Here is a 14,203-nt window from a genome sequence, read left to right on the forward strand (position 1 = left end):
CATGTCTGTTGCCGTTTTTAACCGCCGCTGGGCGACGCTGCTCCTCGAAACCCTGACCCGCCATCAGGTGCAGCATGTCTGCATCGCACCCGGTTCCCGCTCCACGCCGCTGACCCTTGCCGCCGCTGCGCATCCGCACCTTATCTGCCATACCCATTTTGATGAACGCGGCCTTGGCCACCTGGCGCTCGGACTGGCAAAAGCCAGCGGGCAGCGTGTGGCGATCATTGTCACCTCCGGCACGGCGGTAGCCAATCTTTATCCGGCGCTGATTGAAGCCGGGCTGACCGGCGAAAAGCTGGTGCTGCTTACCGCCGACCGTCCGCCGGAACTCATTGACTGCGGCGCAAATCAGGCGATCCGCCAGACCGGGATATTCGCCAGCCATCCGGTACAAACCCTGGATTTACCGCGTCCGACTCCGGAAATCAGCGCCCGCTGGCTGGTTTCTGCGCTGGATAATACGCTGGCGCAGCAGACGCACGGTGCGGTGCATATTAACTGTCCGTTCGCCGAACCGCTGTATGGCGAAGACAACGGCGAACATCTGGACTGGTTGCAACAGCTTGGCGACTGGTGGCAGGGACATCAGCCGTGGCTCGGTTACTCACCGGTTGAACATACCACCGCACAGCCGGACTGGTTTTCATGGCGGCAAAAGCGCGGCGTGATTATTGCCGGTCGCATTTCAGCGCAGGAAAGTGGGTTAGTTGCCCGCTGGGCCGAACAGCTTGGCTGGCCGCTGATCAGCGACGTTCAGGCTTCAACGGGAAATCCGCTTCCCTGTGCCGATTTATGGCTTGCTTCACCGCAGGCGCAGGCCGTGCTGGAACGTGCCCAGCTGGTGATTCAGTTTGGCGGTGGTTTAACCGGTAAACGTTTACTGCAATGGCAGGCGGCGTGTGAACCCGAAGAATACTGGCTGATTGATACGCTGCCGGGTCGTCAGGATCCGGCGCAGCACCGGGGGCGTCGTATACAGGCGACGGTCGCTGACTGGTTGCTGACGCATCCGGCTCAGCCACAGCCTGACTGGGCGGAAGAACTTGACGCCTGTTCACAAAGGGCCAGTCTGGCAGTAAAAACTCATCTCGATGGCACGTTTGGGGAAGCCGCCGCCGCATGGCAGCTTCCTGCATTATTGCCCATACACGGCCAGTTATTCCTCGGCAACAGCCTGATTGTCCGGCTGGTCGATGCGTATGCCCAACTGCCAGCCGGTTATCCTGTTTTTGCCAATCGCGGCGCAAGCGGTATTGATGGCTTGCTTTCCACCGCTGCGGGCGTGCAGCGCGCCACCTGCAAACCGACGCTGGTGCTGCTTGGCGATATCTCTGCACTTTATGATTTGAACGCGCTGGCGCTGATGCGTCAGTGCTCTGCACCCACTGTCATCATTATTGTTAACAATAACGGCGGACAGATTTTCTCGCTGCTGCCTACGCCAGAGGCTGAGCGCCAGCGTTTTTACTGCATGCCGCAGAACGTCAGTTTCAGTCATGCGGCGGTAATGTTCGGGCTTGATTATGCCTGTCCGACATCCATGCCTGCGCTATATCAGGCTGTCACCGAATGCTGGCAGCATGGCGGCGTGAAGCTGATCGAGCTGAAAGTGAGTGAAACGGACGGAGCAGAAAGCCTGCGGGCGCTGGTCTGCGAGATGAGCGCGTTATGACGCTGGCCTGTACTTCGCTAAATGCCGGAGCCACTGGCCGTCCGTGGCTGGTATTTCTCCACGGCCTGCTGGGCAGTGTGCAAGACTGGCAGCCGTTACTTCCAGCACTCGAAGGCTGGCCTTGTCTGTTTGTTGATTTGCCGGGGCATGGCCATTCGGCCAATGTGACCGCAGCCGGTTTTGCGGATGTCAGCCAGTTACTGACCGATACTTTGCATCAGCAGGGGATCTCGTCGTACTGGCTTATCGGCTACTCGCTCGGCGGACGTATCAGCCTGTATCACGCGTGTCAGGGTGATCGCAGCGGATTGCAGGGCGTGCTGGTCGAGGGGGCGCATCCGGGACTTAACTGTCAGGCAGAACGCGCGCAACGCCGGCATCACGATCAGCAATGGGCAACGCGCTTTTTGCAACTGCCCTGGAAACAGGCGCTCGCCAGCTGGTATCGCCAGCCGGTTTTTTCCAGCCTGACCGATGAACAGCGACAGCAGCTGATTTTGCTGCGGGAAAACAACAATCCGCATGTCGTAGCTGCGATGCTCACGGCGACATCGCTCTCGGTGCAACCCGATTTGCGCGGGGAACTCCATCAGCTTTCCGTGCCGTTTGTGTGGTTATGCGGCAGCCATGACACCAAATTTATTCATCTCGCGCAGCATTCCGGTTTTGAACTGCGCACTATCGCCAATGCCGGGCATAACGCCCACCGTGAAAATCCGGCGGAATTTGTCCGTCAGGCGCTGGCATTTATTATTTCACCTGTCTTAAAGGACGTTGCACATGATTTATCCTGATGAAAAAGAACTTTACGCGCCGGTCGAATGGCGTGACTGCACCGGTGAGTTTGAAGATATCCGTTATCACAAATCCACCGATGGCATCGCTAAAATCACCATCAACCGTCCTCAGGTGCGTAATGCATTCCGCCCGCTGACGGTGAAAGAAATGATCCGCGCCCTCGATGACGCCCGTAATGATGAAGGTATCGGCGTGATTGTGCTGACCGGTGAAGGCGAAAAAGCCTTCTGTGCCGGCGGCGATCAGAAAGTCCGTGGCGACTACGGCGGTTATCAGGATGCCAGCGGTGTGCATCATCTGAATGTGCTGGATTTCCAGCGCCAGATCCGTACCTGTCCGAAACCTGTCGTGGCGATGGTGGCAGGTTATTCCATCGGCGGCGGCCACGTGCTGCATATGATGTGCGACCTGACCATTGCGGCTGATAACGCCATCTTCGGCCAGACTGGCCCGAAAGTCGGTTCGTTCGACGGCGGCTGGGGCGCGTCGTATATGGCGCGGATTGTCGGGCAGAAAAAAGCCCGCGAAATCTGGTTCCTGTGTCGTCAGTACGATGCCAAAGCCGCGCTGGACATGGGGCTGGTCAACACCGTGGTTCCGCTGGCGGATCTGGAAAAAGAAACCGTGCGCTGGTGTCGTGAAATGCTGGAAAACAGTCCGATGGCGCTGCGTTGCCTTAAAGCCGCTCTGAACGCCGATTGCGACGGTCAGGCTGGTTTGCAGGAACTGGCGGGTAACGCCACCATGCTGTTCTACATGACTGACGAAGGTCAGGAAGGCCGCAACGCGTTTAACGAAAAACGTCAGCCGGACTTCAGCAAATTTAAGCGGAATCCATAATGCGCCGCGCCACGGTGTACCGGTATAGCCTGCCAATGGAAGCGGGCGTGGTGCTGCGCAACCAGCGTCTCAAAACGCGCGACGGGCTGCTGGTTTCATTGTGGCAGGACGATAAAACCGGCTGGGGCGAGATTGCGCCGCTGCCCGGTTTTAGTCAGGAAGACTTGCCTCATGCGCAGGAAGCCGCCCGGCATGGTCTGAGTCAGTGGATGCAGGGTGCGTCGCTGACAGCGGTTGCTTCCGCATTCAGTGCGTTGCCTTCGGTGGCTTTCGGGCTGAGCTGTGCCGATGCCGAATTGCGCGATGAACTGCCGCAGGTGCTGAGTACGCGCTGTGCGCCTTTGTGTCACGGTGATCCGAATGAGCTTTATGCTCGCCTTGGCGCATTACCCGCAGATGCGCATGGCCGGAAGGTCGCCAAAGTTAAAGTCGGGTTGTATGAATCTGTCGGCGACGGCCTGAATGTCAGCATGCTGCTGGAAGCCTTGCCGGATTTGCATCTGCGTCTCGATGCTAACCGCAGCTGGACGCCGGTTAAGGCCGCGGGATTTGCCCGCCACGTCGCGCCGGAACTACGATCCCGCATCACGTTTATCGAAGAACCCTGTCTGACCCGCGAACAGTCCCGCGACTTTGCCCGTCTGACCGGTATAGCGATCGCCTGGGATGAAAGCGTGCGTGAAGCCGGTTTTACCGTACAGGCTGAACCGGGCGTGGCAGCTATCATCATCAAACCTACGCTCACCGGCAGTCTGATGCGTTGCCGTCAGCTGATAGCGCAGGCGCATGCCGCCGGGCTGGAAGCGGTGATCAGCTCATCCATTGAATCAAGTCTGGGGCTGACACAGCTGGCGCGTATCGCGCAGTGGCTGACTCCGGATGCGGTTCCGGGACTGGACACGCTGGATCTGATGCAGGCGCAGCTGATTCGTTGCTGGCCGGATTCAGCGCTTCCGCTGAGGGATGTATCCGCGCTGGAGGTGATATGGCAGAGCAAGTAATGACTGACTGGCCATGGCGTCAGTGGTCTGCGCAGACCCCTTTTGCGATGGCGCTCAAAGCCGGAGATGTCAGCTGGTGCTGGCGTGATTTACAGCATCGTATTGATTCACTGGCCGCCGGATTTATTGCGCAGGGTGTGACAGAAGGTACCGGTGTGGTACTGCGCAGTAAAAATAATCTGGATGCGTTGCTGAGTTATCTGGCGCTGTTACAGACAGGTGCGCGCTTATTGCCGCTTAATCCACAATTGCCTCACGCGTTATGCGACGAACTGCTTTCTCAGCTCAATATTGATTTTATGCTCGATCTGGCTGAAACGGCGCTTGATCTGAATATTCCCGCACTCTCGTTGCAAAATGCCTGGTCCGTCAGCGCCGTCGCATGGCGACCGGACCGCGTGGCCACCCTGACGCTGACTTCCGGCTCCACGGGTTTACCTAAAGCCGCCGCGCATACCGCTGCCGCGCATCTCGCCAGTGCGGCAGGCGTGCTGGGACTGATCACTTTTACACAGCACCACAGCTGGATGCTCTCTTTGCCGCAATTCCACGTTTCCGGACAGGGCATCATCTGGCGCTGGCTGCTGGCCGGCGCGACGCTGGTGCTGGCCGACGGACAACCGTTTGATGTGGCGCTGGAACAATGCAGCCATGCCTCACTGGTACCGACCCAACTCTGGCGTCTGCTTAAAGGCAGGTCGCTGCCTGAAAAACTCAAAGACGTTCTGCTGGGTGGCGCGCAGATCCCGCCGGAATTAACCCTGCAGGCGGAACGCGCCGGTATCCGCTGCTGGTGCGGGTATGGCATGACCGAAACGGCGTCTACTGTGACGGCAAAACGCGCGGAGGGTTCTGCGGGCGTCGGGCAACCGCTCAGCGGGAAAGACGTCAAAATCGTCGATCAGGAAGTTCTGATCCGCAGCGACAGTCTGGCCTGCGGTTACTGGAAAAATGGCGCACTGACGCCAGTTGTCAGTGCTGATGGCTGGTTACATACCCGTGACCGGGGAAAATGGCGTGATGATGAACTGCTGATCGCCGGGCGGCTGGATAATCTCTTTTTCAGCGGCGGGGAAGGGATACAGCCTGAAGATATTGAGAAAGTGCTGGTGAGCCATCCGCAAGTTTCTCAGGCGTTTGTGGTGCCGGTGGAAGACGAGCAATTTGGTCAGCGGCCGGTCGCAGTGCTGGAAGCACAAGCCGGGCTGTTGTATGAGGAACTCAATCTCTGGCTGAGCAATAAGATCCCGCGCTTTCAGTTGCCGGTGGCCTATCATTCGCTGCCTGAAACGCTGGCGCAGGGCGGGATTAAAATCTCGCGTGCCAGTGTCCGCCAGTGGATAGACAGGCTTTCGTCCTCCCTGCATGTGTAAGCAACAAAAAGGGCCGCGTATTGCGGCCCTCGTCATTTCTGCAGCGCAAAATCAGTCTTTCAGGGCTTTCTCAACACCTGCGCCATAAGCCGGGGAGACTTTATAGAACAGCGCCAGCTGGCGTGCCTGCGTATCCGGCGACGCATGTTTCAGCTCACCCGCAATACGCGCAAACATACGCTGATGTTCGGCTTCCGACAGCAGATTGAACAGCAGGCGCGGCTGGGTGAAGTAATCATCATCTTCACGGTGATTCCAGTGATCGGCCGCGCCTTCAATGCTCAGTGGCGGTTCGCTGAAATCAGGTTGTTCCTGGAACAGACCTGCGTTGTTCGGCTCGTATGTCACGCCGTTGCCGCTGTTACCGTCCACACGCATTGCGCCATCACGATGATAGTTATGGAACGGACATTTTGGTGCATTAACCGGGATCTGATGATGGTTCACACCCAGGCGATAACGGTGCGCGTCGCCGTACGAGAACAGACGTCCCTGCAACATACGATCGGGTGAGAAACCGATACCAGGCACCACATTCGCGGGGCTCATGGCAACCTGTTCCACTTCAGCAAAGTAGTTTTCCGGATTGCGGTTCAGCTCGAATTCACCGACTTCGATCAGTGGATAATCGCTGTGCAGCCAGACCTTGGTCAGGTCAAACGGGTTGTAAGGCAGTTTTGAAGCATCCGCTTCCGGCATGATTTGCACGAACAATTTCCAGCGCGGGAAATCGCCACGTTCAATCGCTTCGTACAGGTCACGCTGAGAGCTTTCGCGGTCGGTGCCCACCAGTTTTTCTGCTTCATCATCCATCAGGTTTTCAATACCCTGCTGGCAACGGAAGTGGAATTTCACCCAGAAGCGCTCGTTTCCGGCATTGATAAAGCTGAATGTATGGCTGCCGAAACCGTGAATATGGCGGTAAGAGGTTGGCAGGCCGCGGTCACTGGCGTCGATGGTCAACTGATGCAGGGCTTCCGGAAGATGAGAGAAGAAGTCCCATTTATACGCCGGATTACGCAGGTTAGTGCGCGGGTCACGTTTTACAACGTGGTTCAGGTCAGGGAATTTAAGCGGATCGCGCAGATAAAACACCGGCGTATTGTTGCCGACTAAATCCCAGTTGCCTTCTTCGGTGTAAAACTTCATCGAGAAACCGCGGATATCACGCTCAGCATCCGCCGCACCGCGTTCGCCGGCCACTGTTGAGAAACGGATAAACATGTCCGTTTGCTTGCCGATTTCGGAGAAGATTTTTGCGCGGGTGTAAGCGGTAATATCGTGCGTGACGGTAAACGTACCGTGAGCACCGGACCCTTTGGCGTGCATACGACGTTCAGGGATCACTTCACGGTCGAAGTGCGCTAATTTCTCAAGAAACCAGACATCCTGCAGAAGTAACGGGCCACGGCGGCCTGCAGTCATTACGTTATTATTATCGACGACAGGCGCGCCAGCGGCAGTAGTTAAACCTTTCTTGGTCATAACAAATTCCTTTCAGTGAAAACGGGTGTTTGTAGGTCAAAGAAGATGCAGCAGATAATAACAATCCTTGTTAGCGGTTTTTTCCCTAAGCCAAATTGACTCTACCCATTACAAATAAACCATATGTTGATCAGGGGCAAATAGGTGGGAGTTATCATTTCGACGGGAAAGCTTCGTTTCATCAATGAGAACGATGTTTCTTACAATTTTCCCTGCCCCGCTGAATGTTTAAAAGTTCCAAAAAGTTGTTACAACAGAGTGAATTGCTTTAGACTTCTGGCGGAAGATTTAATGTCGTTTAGCTATTATTTGGGAAAAATAATGAAAAAGATCCTTGTCGCTGGCGCCGCTGCCAGCCTTATGTTTGCCGCGGCTTCTGCGAACGCCATCAGTGTTAACGGTGAAGTCGGCGAACACTACACGCACCTAGGCGTGGGCTTTGGTACCACTTCTCCGGGTCTTGCACTGAGCGGTGATTACACTCATAACGATGACGACGGTGATGTGGCAGGCTTAGGTTTGGGTTACAACATTCCTTTAGGGCCTTTCATGGCAACCGTTGGCGGTAAAGGTCTGTATACCAATCCGAAAGACGGCGACGAAGGTTACGCTGCTGCGGTCGGCGGTGGTCTGCAATTGCCAATCGCAAAAATGTTCACCCTGTACGGTGACTATTATTATTCTCCGGATTCACTCTCCAGTGGCATCGCAAACTATGAAGAAGCGAACGCAGGCATCCGTCTGACCGCCATTCCACTGGTGACCGTGAGCGTGGGTTACCGCTACATGGCGATGGACGGCAAAGACGGCAACCGTGACAACGTCGTGGCTGACGGTGCATATTTAGGCGGCGCCATCAATTTCTGATTTTGTCTGAAGCAAAATCTGAAGGCTCGCATTCGTGCGAGCCTTTTTGTTTTCTGCGGTACGGAGATTGTTTTTCTCTCTCAGCCTTTCTACAGTGGAATGACAAAAAAACCAGAAGGAGAACGGGATGCTTAGGGTTGAGATGCTGAGTACGGGTGACGAAGTGCTGCACGGCCAGATTGTGGATACCAATTCGGCGTGGCTGGCGAATTATCTGTTCGAACAAGGTCTGCCGATGACCAGCCGTGAAACCGTGGGCGACAGCCTGGAGGCGCTGGTGGCCGTTCTTGAAGAACGCAGCCATATCGCCGATGTGCTGATTGTGAACGGCGGTTTAGGACCAACCACTGATGATTTAAGCGCGCTGGCCGCGGCCAAAGCCTGCGGTGTGGAGCTGGTGGAAAATGCCGGTTGGATTGAAACCATGCAGGCATTCTTCAACGAACGGGGCCGTCCGATGGCTGAATCCAACCGCAAACAGGCGCAGATCCCTGCCAATGCTGAGCTGCTGGATAACCCGGTCGGCACCGCCTGCGGCTTCAGTGTGAAGCTCAACCGTTGCCAGATTTTCTTCACACCGGGCGTACCTTCAGAATTCAAAGTGATGGTGGAGCAGCAAATCGTTCCGCGTCTGCATAAACAGTTTCCGGCGCTGGAAGCCCCACTGTGTCTGCGTCTCACGACGTTCGGTCGCGGTGAAAGTGATCTGGCCACGGAACTGGATACACTCGAACTGCCGGAAGGCGTGGTGATGGGCTACCGCTCTTCCTCGCCGATTATCGAGCTGAAAGTCACCGGCCCGCGCTCGCAGGAAGTTGCCATGCACAAAGCGTTCGAGCGCGTGCGTGAAGTGGCGGGGGAGAGCACCATTTTCGAAGGGCTGGGCAGCCTGCCGGATCGTCTGGCGGAGCGTCTGCTGGCGCAGGATTTGCGTCTGGCGGTCAGCGAAAGTTTCACCGGCGGCCTGCTGAACTGGCGTCTGCAAAGCGCCGGCGTTCCGCTGGTCAACGGCGAGTTATTGCCGCAGGGCGGCGAAGCCTCGCCGGAAAAATCCCTCGAATGCTTACTGGCGCGCGCGCAGAATCTGGCTGAAACCACCGGCGCACAACTGGCACTGGCCATCGGCGCGCTGTCAGGGGATCAACTGAGTCTGGCACTTCATACGCCATCCGGCACCAGCGGATTAACCATTCGTTACACCGCGACGCGGCACGGTCTGGCATTACGCCAGGAGACGATGGCGATGGTGGCAATGGATATGTTGCGGCGCTATCTGAACGGCTGGGAGCCGGTGGCGGATTATCCGTGGCTGGATCGGGTCGCTAAGGTTTAGCTTTTACAAAAGCCAGGTCAAGACCTTGGGTTGCCACCCAAACTGGCCTCAAGAGGCGCCTATCGCCGCGCCTCTTAAGAATCTCCGGCTCTTTTACTGCGTGCTCCGCTCGCTGGCTATGTTTCAGTTACCGCAGTGGCAGGCTGGAAATCTTGACGCTGCGCGGTGCCTTCATTTCGGGATTGCAGCCTTTGGTCTGCAACCTCTCATTCAGCAAGCTTTCTGAAACGCCCGTACGATCTTAAATTCAAAAGAAGACTGTTTGCCTCTTTTAAAAAAGTTGATTGGCGTGATCAAAATTCAGCTGAACGGAGCGGCTTCGAGACCATCGGCTCGGGTCGAGCTCTGCGAGACAACGTCACGAAGTGACGGCCCGAAGGGTGAGGCCGCAGGCCGAGTAACACCGAGAGAAGGCAGTGCGAAGCACCTGGATTTGCGCCACTCACTATTGCGCTGGAACATGTCCGTCGTACCTGCGACAGCGCGCAGTGAAAGAGCCCGGGGTTCTTAGGGGTGGCGGCGATAAGCCACCCCTAAGGCCAGTGTGGGTGGCAACCCACGGTGTTGATATTAAGGTCAGTTTGGGCGGCGAGCCCAATATCTTGATGTTGAAGGCTAAAAGCTAAAGGCAGGCATGGGCGGCAGCCCATCAAAACGCAATCTCAATATCCCCAACCGGCATACAACAGCATGGCAAAATCTCGCCGTCAGAGATGAAAGCTAAGGGCTTTTCACTGTATTTAACGGCACCGTTTATCAGCTTCATCCGGCATGACCCGCAATAGCCCTCGCGGCACTGATATTCGACTTCAACCTGATGATGTTCAAACACTTCCAGCAAATTGCGGTGCTCTGGCTTACACGCCAGTTGCTGGCCGTTTGCTGAAAGTGTGATCGTTCTTTCCGTCATTTACAGCTCGAAATCACTCAGGTCGTCTGCGTGTACTTCAGAGTCGATCTGACCGACCAGATAGGAGCTGACCTCCACTTCCTGCGGCGCAACCTGCACGTTATCAGACACCAGCCAGGCGTTGATCCACGGGATCGGGTTGGAACGGGTTTTGAACGGCGCATCCAGACCTACCGCCTGCATACGGATGTTGGTGATGTACTCGACGTACTGACACAGAATGTCTTTGTTCAGACCAATCATCGAACCGTCTTTGAACAGGTATTCCGCCCAGTCTTTTTCCTGCTGTGCCGCGAGGACGAACAGGTCGTGACATTCCTGCTGACATTCCAGGGCGATTTCTGCCATTTCCGGATCGTCCTGACCTGAACGCAGCAGGTTCAGCGCGTGCTGAGTCCCGGTCAGATGCAGGGCTTCGTCACGGGCAATCATCTTGATGATTTTCGCATTGCCTTCCATCAGTTCACGTTCAGCGAACGCAAATGAACAGGCGAAGCTGACATAAAAACGCACGGCTTCCAGCGCGTTCACGCTCATCAGGCAGATGTAGAGTTTTTTCTTCAGCTCACGCAGGTTAACCACGACGGTTTTGCCGTTGACCTGATGCGTGCCTTCGCCCAGCAGGTGATAGTAGCTGGTCATCTCGATCAACGTGTCGTAATAACCTGAGATGTCTTTCGCGCGCTTGAGGATTTCTTCGTTAGTCACGATATCGTCAAACACAATCGCCGGATCGTTCACGATGTTACGGATGATGTGCGTGTAAGAACGTGAGTGAATGGTTTCAGAGAACGCCCAGGTTTCTACCCAGGTTTCCAGTTCCGGGATAGAGATCAGCGGCAGCAGCGCCACGTTCGGGCTGCGGCCCTGAATGGAATCGAGCAGCGTCTGGTATTTCAGGTTGCTCAGGAAGATATGCTTTTCGTGATCCGGCAACGCCTGGAAGTCGATACGGTCGCGGGAAACATCAATCTCTTCAGGACGCCAGAAGAAGGACAGCTGCTTTTCAATCAGTTTTTCAAAGATTTCATGCTTCTGCTGGTCGAAACGGGCAACGTTAACCGACTGGCCAAAGAACATTGGCTCAAGAAGCTGATCGTTTTTATTCTGGGAAAAAGTACTGTAGGCCATAACTTCCTCGAAATTCTCGGCAAAAACCCCCTGACGGGGGTTTTGAATAATATATTGAGTTAAAACAGATGATTAGATTTTGCAGGCGCCGCTTTCGCAGTCGTCAGCCACGTCGGCTTTCATGTCTTCCTGCACATCATCAGCACCGTCACGGGTGTTCTGATAATACAGAGTTTTGACGCCAAATTTGTAGGCTGTCAGCAAGTCTTTCAGCAACTGTTTCATCGGCACTTTACTGTTCGGGAAGCGCGACGGGTCGTAGTTGGTGTTAGACGAAATCGCCTGGTCGATGAATTTCTGCATCACGCCAACCAGTTGCAGATAGCCGTCGTTGTTCGGCATATCCCACAACAGTTCGTACTGATCTTTCAGACGCTCATACTCCGGCACAACCTGACGCAGGATCCCGTCTTTCGATGCTTTGATACTGATGTGTCCGCGCGGTGGCTCAATACCGTTGGTGGCGTTGGAGATCTGCGAAGAGGTCTCGGACGGCATCAGGGCGGACAGCGTGGAGTTACGCAGGCCGTGCGTTTTGATGCTTTCACGCAGCGTATCCCAGTCCAGATGCAGCGGCTCGTTACAAATCGCATCCAGATCTTTCTTGTAGGTATCCACCGGCATGATGCCTTGTGAATAGGTGGTTTCATTGAACCACTGGCACGCGCCTTGTTCTTTCGCCAGTTCGTTCGACGCTTTCAGCAGATAATACTGAATAGCTTCAAACGTTTTGTGCGTAAGATTGTTTGCGCTGCCGTCGGAATAACGCACGCCGTTTTTCGCCAGATAGTAAGCGTAGTTAATCACGCCGATACCCAGGGTACGACGACCCATCGCGCCACGTTTTGCGGCCTTGATCGGGTAATCCTGATAATCGAGCAGGGCGTCGAGGGCACGAACCGCCAGAACTGCCAGCTCTTCCAGATCGTCCAGGCTTTCGATCGCGCCGAGGTTGAAGGCAGACAGCGTACACAGTGCGATTTCGCCGTTTTCGTCGTTAACATCGTCCAGCGGTTTGGTTGGCAGCGCAATTTCCAGACACAGGTTGGACTGACGAACTGGCGCGATAGCCGGATCAAACGGACTGTGGGTGTTGCAGTGGTCAACGTGCTGAATGTAGATACGTCCGGTTGAAGCACGTTCCTGCATCATCAGGGAGAACAGTTCAACCGCCTTCACTTTCTGCTTACGGATGCTGGCGTCCTGCTCGTATTTCTCATACAGACGCTCGAATTCGTCCTGATCGGCAAAGAATGCATCGTACAGGCCAGGCACGTCGGACGGGCTGAACAGGGTGATGTCGCCGCCTTTTACCAGACGCTGATACATCAGTTTGTTGATCTGCACGCCGTAGTCCATGTGACGGACGCGGTTGCCTTCAACACCACGGTTGTTTTTCAGAACCAGCAGGCTTTCCACTTCCAGATGCCACATCGGATAGAACAACGTCGCTGCGCCGCCACGAACGCCGCCCTGAGAACAGGATTTCACCGCAGTCTGGAAGTGCTTGTAGAACGGGATACAACCGGTGTGGAACGCTTCACCGCCACGGATCGGGCTGCCCAGCGCACGGATGCGACCGGCGTTGATGCCGATACCGGCACGTTGTGAAACGTATTTCACGATGGCGCTGGAGGTCGCATTAATGGAATCCAGGCTGTCGCCACATTCGATCAGAACACAAGAACTGAACTGACGGGTTGGGGTGCGCACGCCGGACATAATCGGCGTAGGCAGAGAAATTTTGAAAGTAGAAATCGCGTCGTAGAAACGTTTGATGTAATCCAGACGGGTTTCGCGCGGGTAGCCGGAGAACAGGCAGGCCGCTACCAGAATGTAGAGGAACTGAGCGCTTTCGTAGATATCGCCGGTCACACGGTTCTGTGCCAGATATTTCCCTTCCAGCTGCTTAACCGCTGCGTAGGAGAAATTCATGTCACGCCAGTGGTCAATAAAACTGTCCATCTGCTCGAACTCTTCAGCCGTGTAGTCTTCCAGCAGATGTCTGTCGTATTTGCCCATTTCAACCATGCGGGTCACCTGGTCGATCAGTTTTGGTGGTTCAAACTGGCCGTAGGCTTTTTTGCGCAGGTGGAAGATAGCCAGACGTGCAGCCAGATATTGGTAATCCGGTGCATCTTTAGAGATCAGGTCAGCCGCTGCTTTGATGATTGTTTCGTGAATGTCAGCGGTTTTGATCCCGTCATAGAACTGGATGTGTGAACGAAGTTCTACCTGAGAAACTGATACGTTTTGAAGACCTTCCGCTGCCCAGTCAATGACACGGTGGATTTTATCAAGATTGATGCGTTCTGTGCGGCCATCACGTTTAGTTACAAGCAGACTTTGGTTCATTCGGGGCGATACCTCAAAGGTTTATAAAGGGTCTGACCCGACCACGCAAAACACGCGCGGCAGCACAAGGAGTCCCTAGTGTGCTGGTCAGGATATAAACACAATATATTGTGGGTTTGTTATTTTCTGATGACAAGATAGTGACTGAATGCCCCTTTTGCAAGTGAACAAAATGGCCGGTTTTGTGGATAAGTTGGGGAGAAATTTTTGAGCCCAGCCTGAAGAGTACGCCATTGCTGGCGCGACAATCCTGTCAATATCTCAGATACGATTTTCTTATATTTTTAAGAAAGGTGATCGACTGCCGGTTTATTAAACGTTAGAAAAAAATGCTATATTGATCTGGATAACTATTCTAAAAAATCATGTTGCGACCAAAGGTGCGGCCAACGCTCTAAAAACTAACGTTTTAACCGCGTCGTCCCCCTTGCCATA

General features: G+C 54.9%; 11 protein-coding genes. 7 read left to right on the plus strand and 4 right to left on the minus strand.

The window, feature by feature from the left end; translation table 11 throughout:
• The first annotated feature begins 1 nt into the window (after position 1).
• The 5 genes from menD to menE are packed head-to-tail and all read left to right on the plus strand — an operon-like array spanning position 2 to position 5,687.
• Positions 2 to 1,675, plus strand: a complete 1,674-nt coding sequence (gene menD / locus J1778_RS19455) for a 2-succinyl-5-enolpyruvyl-6-hydroxy-3-cyclohexene-1-carboxylic-acid synthase (protein WP_217174548.1) — start codon at positions 2 to 4, stop codon at positions 1,673 to 1,675.
• Complete coding sequence (gene menH, locus J1778_RS19460; RefSeq protein ID WP_217174549.1) at positions 1,672 to 2,469, plus strand: 2-succinyl-6-hydroxy-2,4-cyclohexadiene-1-carboxylate synthase; 798 nt, start codon at positions 1,672 to 1,674, stop codon at positions 2,467 to 2,469. Before menD ends, menH begins: the two co-directional genes overlap by 4 nt.
• Positions 2,456 to 3,313, plus strand: coding sequence for a 1,4-dihydroxy-2-naphthoyl-CoA synthase (gene menB / locus J1778_RS19465; protein ID WP_013574606.1), 858 nt, complete (start codon positions 2,456 to 2,458; stop codon positions 3,311 to 3,313). Before menH ends, menB begins: the two co-directional genes overlap by 14 nt.
• Positions 3,313 to 4,314 (plus strand): o-succinylbenzoate synthase, encoded by a 1,002-nt coding sequence (gene menC / locus J1778_RS19470; RefSeq protein WP_217174550.1) that lies wholly within the window; start codon positions 3,313 to 3,315, stop codon positions 4,312 to 4,314. Before menB ends, menC begins: the two co-directional genes overlap by 1 nt.
• Positions 4,299 to 5,687, plus strand: coding sequence for an o-succinylbenzoate--CoA ligase (gene menE, locus J1778_RS19475; protein WP_217174551.1), 1,389 nt, complete (start codon positions 4,299 to 4,301; stop codon positions 5,685 to 5,687). The genes menC and menE overlap by 16 nt, the downstream gene beginning before the upstream one ends.
• A gap of 51 nt (positions 5,688 to 5,738) precedes the next feature.
• Here the strand turns inward: menE and J1778_RS19480 are convergent, their stop codons facing one another.
• Positions 5,739 to 7,172, minus strand: coding sequence for a catalase (locus J1778_RS19480; RefSeq protein WP_217174552.1), 1,434 nt, complete (start codon positions 7,170 to 7,172; stop codon positions 5,739 to 5,741).
• Between the two features lie 321 nt (positions 7,173 to 7,493).
• Here J1778_RS19480 and J1778_RS19485 point away from each other — a divergent pair, with 321 nt between their 5' ends.
• Together J1778_RS19485 and J1778_RS19490 are read left to right on the plus strand one after the other, a co-directional pair.
• Positions 7,494 to 8,039 (plus strand): YfaZ family outer membrane protein, encoded by a 546-nt coding sequence (locus tag J1778_RS19485; RefSeq protein ID WP_129639044.1) that lies wholly within the window; start codon positions 7,494 to 7,496, stop codon positions 8,037 to 8,039.
• A gap of 127 nt (positions 8,040 to 8,166) precedes the next feature.
• Positions 8,167 to 9,372 carry a nicotinamide mononucleotide deamidase-related protein YfaY gene (locus J1778_RS19490; protein ID WP_217174553.1) on the plus strand — a complete coding sequence of 402 codons (1,206 nt, stop codon included), beginning with the start codon at positions 8,167 to 8,169 and terminating at the stop codon, positions 9,370 to 9,372.
• A gap of 649 nt (positions 9,373 to 10,021) precedes the next feature.
• On the opposite strand, the gene yfaE is transcribed toward J1778_RS19490, so the two are convergent.
• The 3 genes from yfaE to nrdA form a co-directional block, all read right to left on the minus strand.
• Positions 10,022 to 10,282 (minus strand): class I ribonucleotide reductase maintenance protein YfaE, encoded by a 261-nt coding sequence (gene yfaE, locus J1778_RS19495; RefSeq protein ID WP_217174554.1) that lies wholly within the window; start codon positions 10,280 to 10,282, stop codon positions 10,022 to 10,024.
• Positions 10,283 to 11,413: a class Ia ribonucleoside-diphosphate reductase subunit beta gene (gene nrdB / locus J1778_RS19500; protein ID WP_013574613.1), complete on the minus strand. Its 1,131-nt coding sequence runs from the start codon at positions 11,411 to 11,413 to the stop codon at positions 10,283 to 10,285.
• A 72-nt stretch (positions 11,414 to 11,485) separates the two neighbouring features.
• Positions 11,486 to 13,768 carry a class 1a ribonucleoside-diphosphate reductase subunit alpha gene (gene nrdA / locus J1778_RS19505; RefSeq protein WP_217174555.1) on the minus strand — a complete coding sequence of 761 codons (2,283 nt, stop codon included), beginning with the start codon at positions 13,766 to 13,768 and terminating at the stop codon, positions 11,486 to 11,488.
• Positions 13,769 to 14,203 lie beyond the last annotated feature (435 nt).

Source organism: Rahnella bonaserana (assembly GCF_019049675.1).
Taxonomy (GTDB): domain Bacteria; phylum Pseudomonadota; class Gammaproteobacteria; order Enterobacterales; family Enterobacteriaceae; genus Rahnella; species Rahnella bonaserana.

Excerpts from the sequence above, each read along its gene's own strand:
- nrdB (WP_013574613.1), bottom strand. The coding sequence starts at position 11,413 with ATGGCCTACAGTACTTTTTCCCAGAATAAAAACGATCAGCTTCTTGAG.
- yfaE (WP_217174554.1), bottom strand. The coding sequence starts at position 10,282 with ATGACGGAAAGAACGATCACACTTTCAGCAAACGGCCAGCAACTGGCG.
- J1778_RS19490 (WP_217174553.1), top strand. The coding sequence starts at position 8,167 with ATGCTTAGGGTTGAGATGCTGAGTACGGGTGACGAAGTGCTGCACGGC.
- menB (WP_013574606.1), top strand. The coding sequence starts at position 2,456 with ATGATTTATCCTGATGAAAAAGAACTTTACGCGCCGGTCGAATGGCGT.
- nrdA (WP_217174555.1), bottom strand. The coding sequence starts at position 13,768 with ATGAACCAAAGTCTGCTTGTAACTAAACGTGATGGCCGCACAGAACGC.
- menH (WP_217174549.1), top strand. The coding sequence starts at position 1,672 with ATGACGCTGGCCTGTACTTCGCTAAATGCCGGAGCCACTGGCCGTCCG.
- menD (WP_217174548.1), top strand. The coding sequence starts at position 2 with ATGTCTGTTGCCGTTTTTAACCGCCGCTGGGCGACGCTGCTCCTCGAA.
- J1778_RS19480 (WP_217174552.1), bottom strand. The coding sequence starts at position 7,172 with ATGACCAAGAAAGGTTTAACTACTGCCGCTGGCGCGCCTGTCGTCGAT.
- J1778_RS19485 (WP_129639044.1), top strand. The coding sequence starts at position 7,494 with ATGAAAAAGATCCTTGTCGCTGGCGCCGCTGCCAGCCTTATGTTTGCC.
- menC (WP_217174550.1), top strand. The coding sequence starts at position 3,313 with ATGCGCCGCGCCACGGTGTACCGGTATAGCCTGCCAATGGAAGCGGGC.
- menE (WP_217174551.1), top strand. The coding sequence starts at position 4,299 with ATGGCAGAGCAAGTAATGACTGACTGGCCATGGCGTCAGTGGTCTGCG.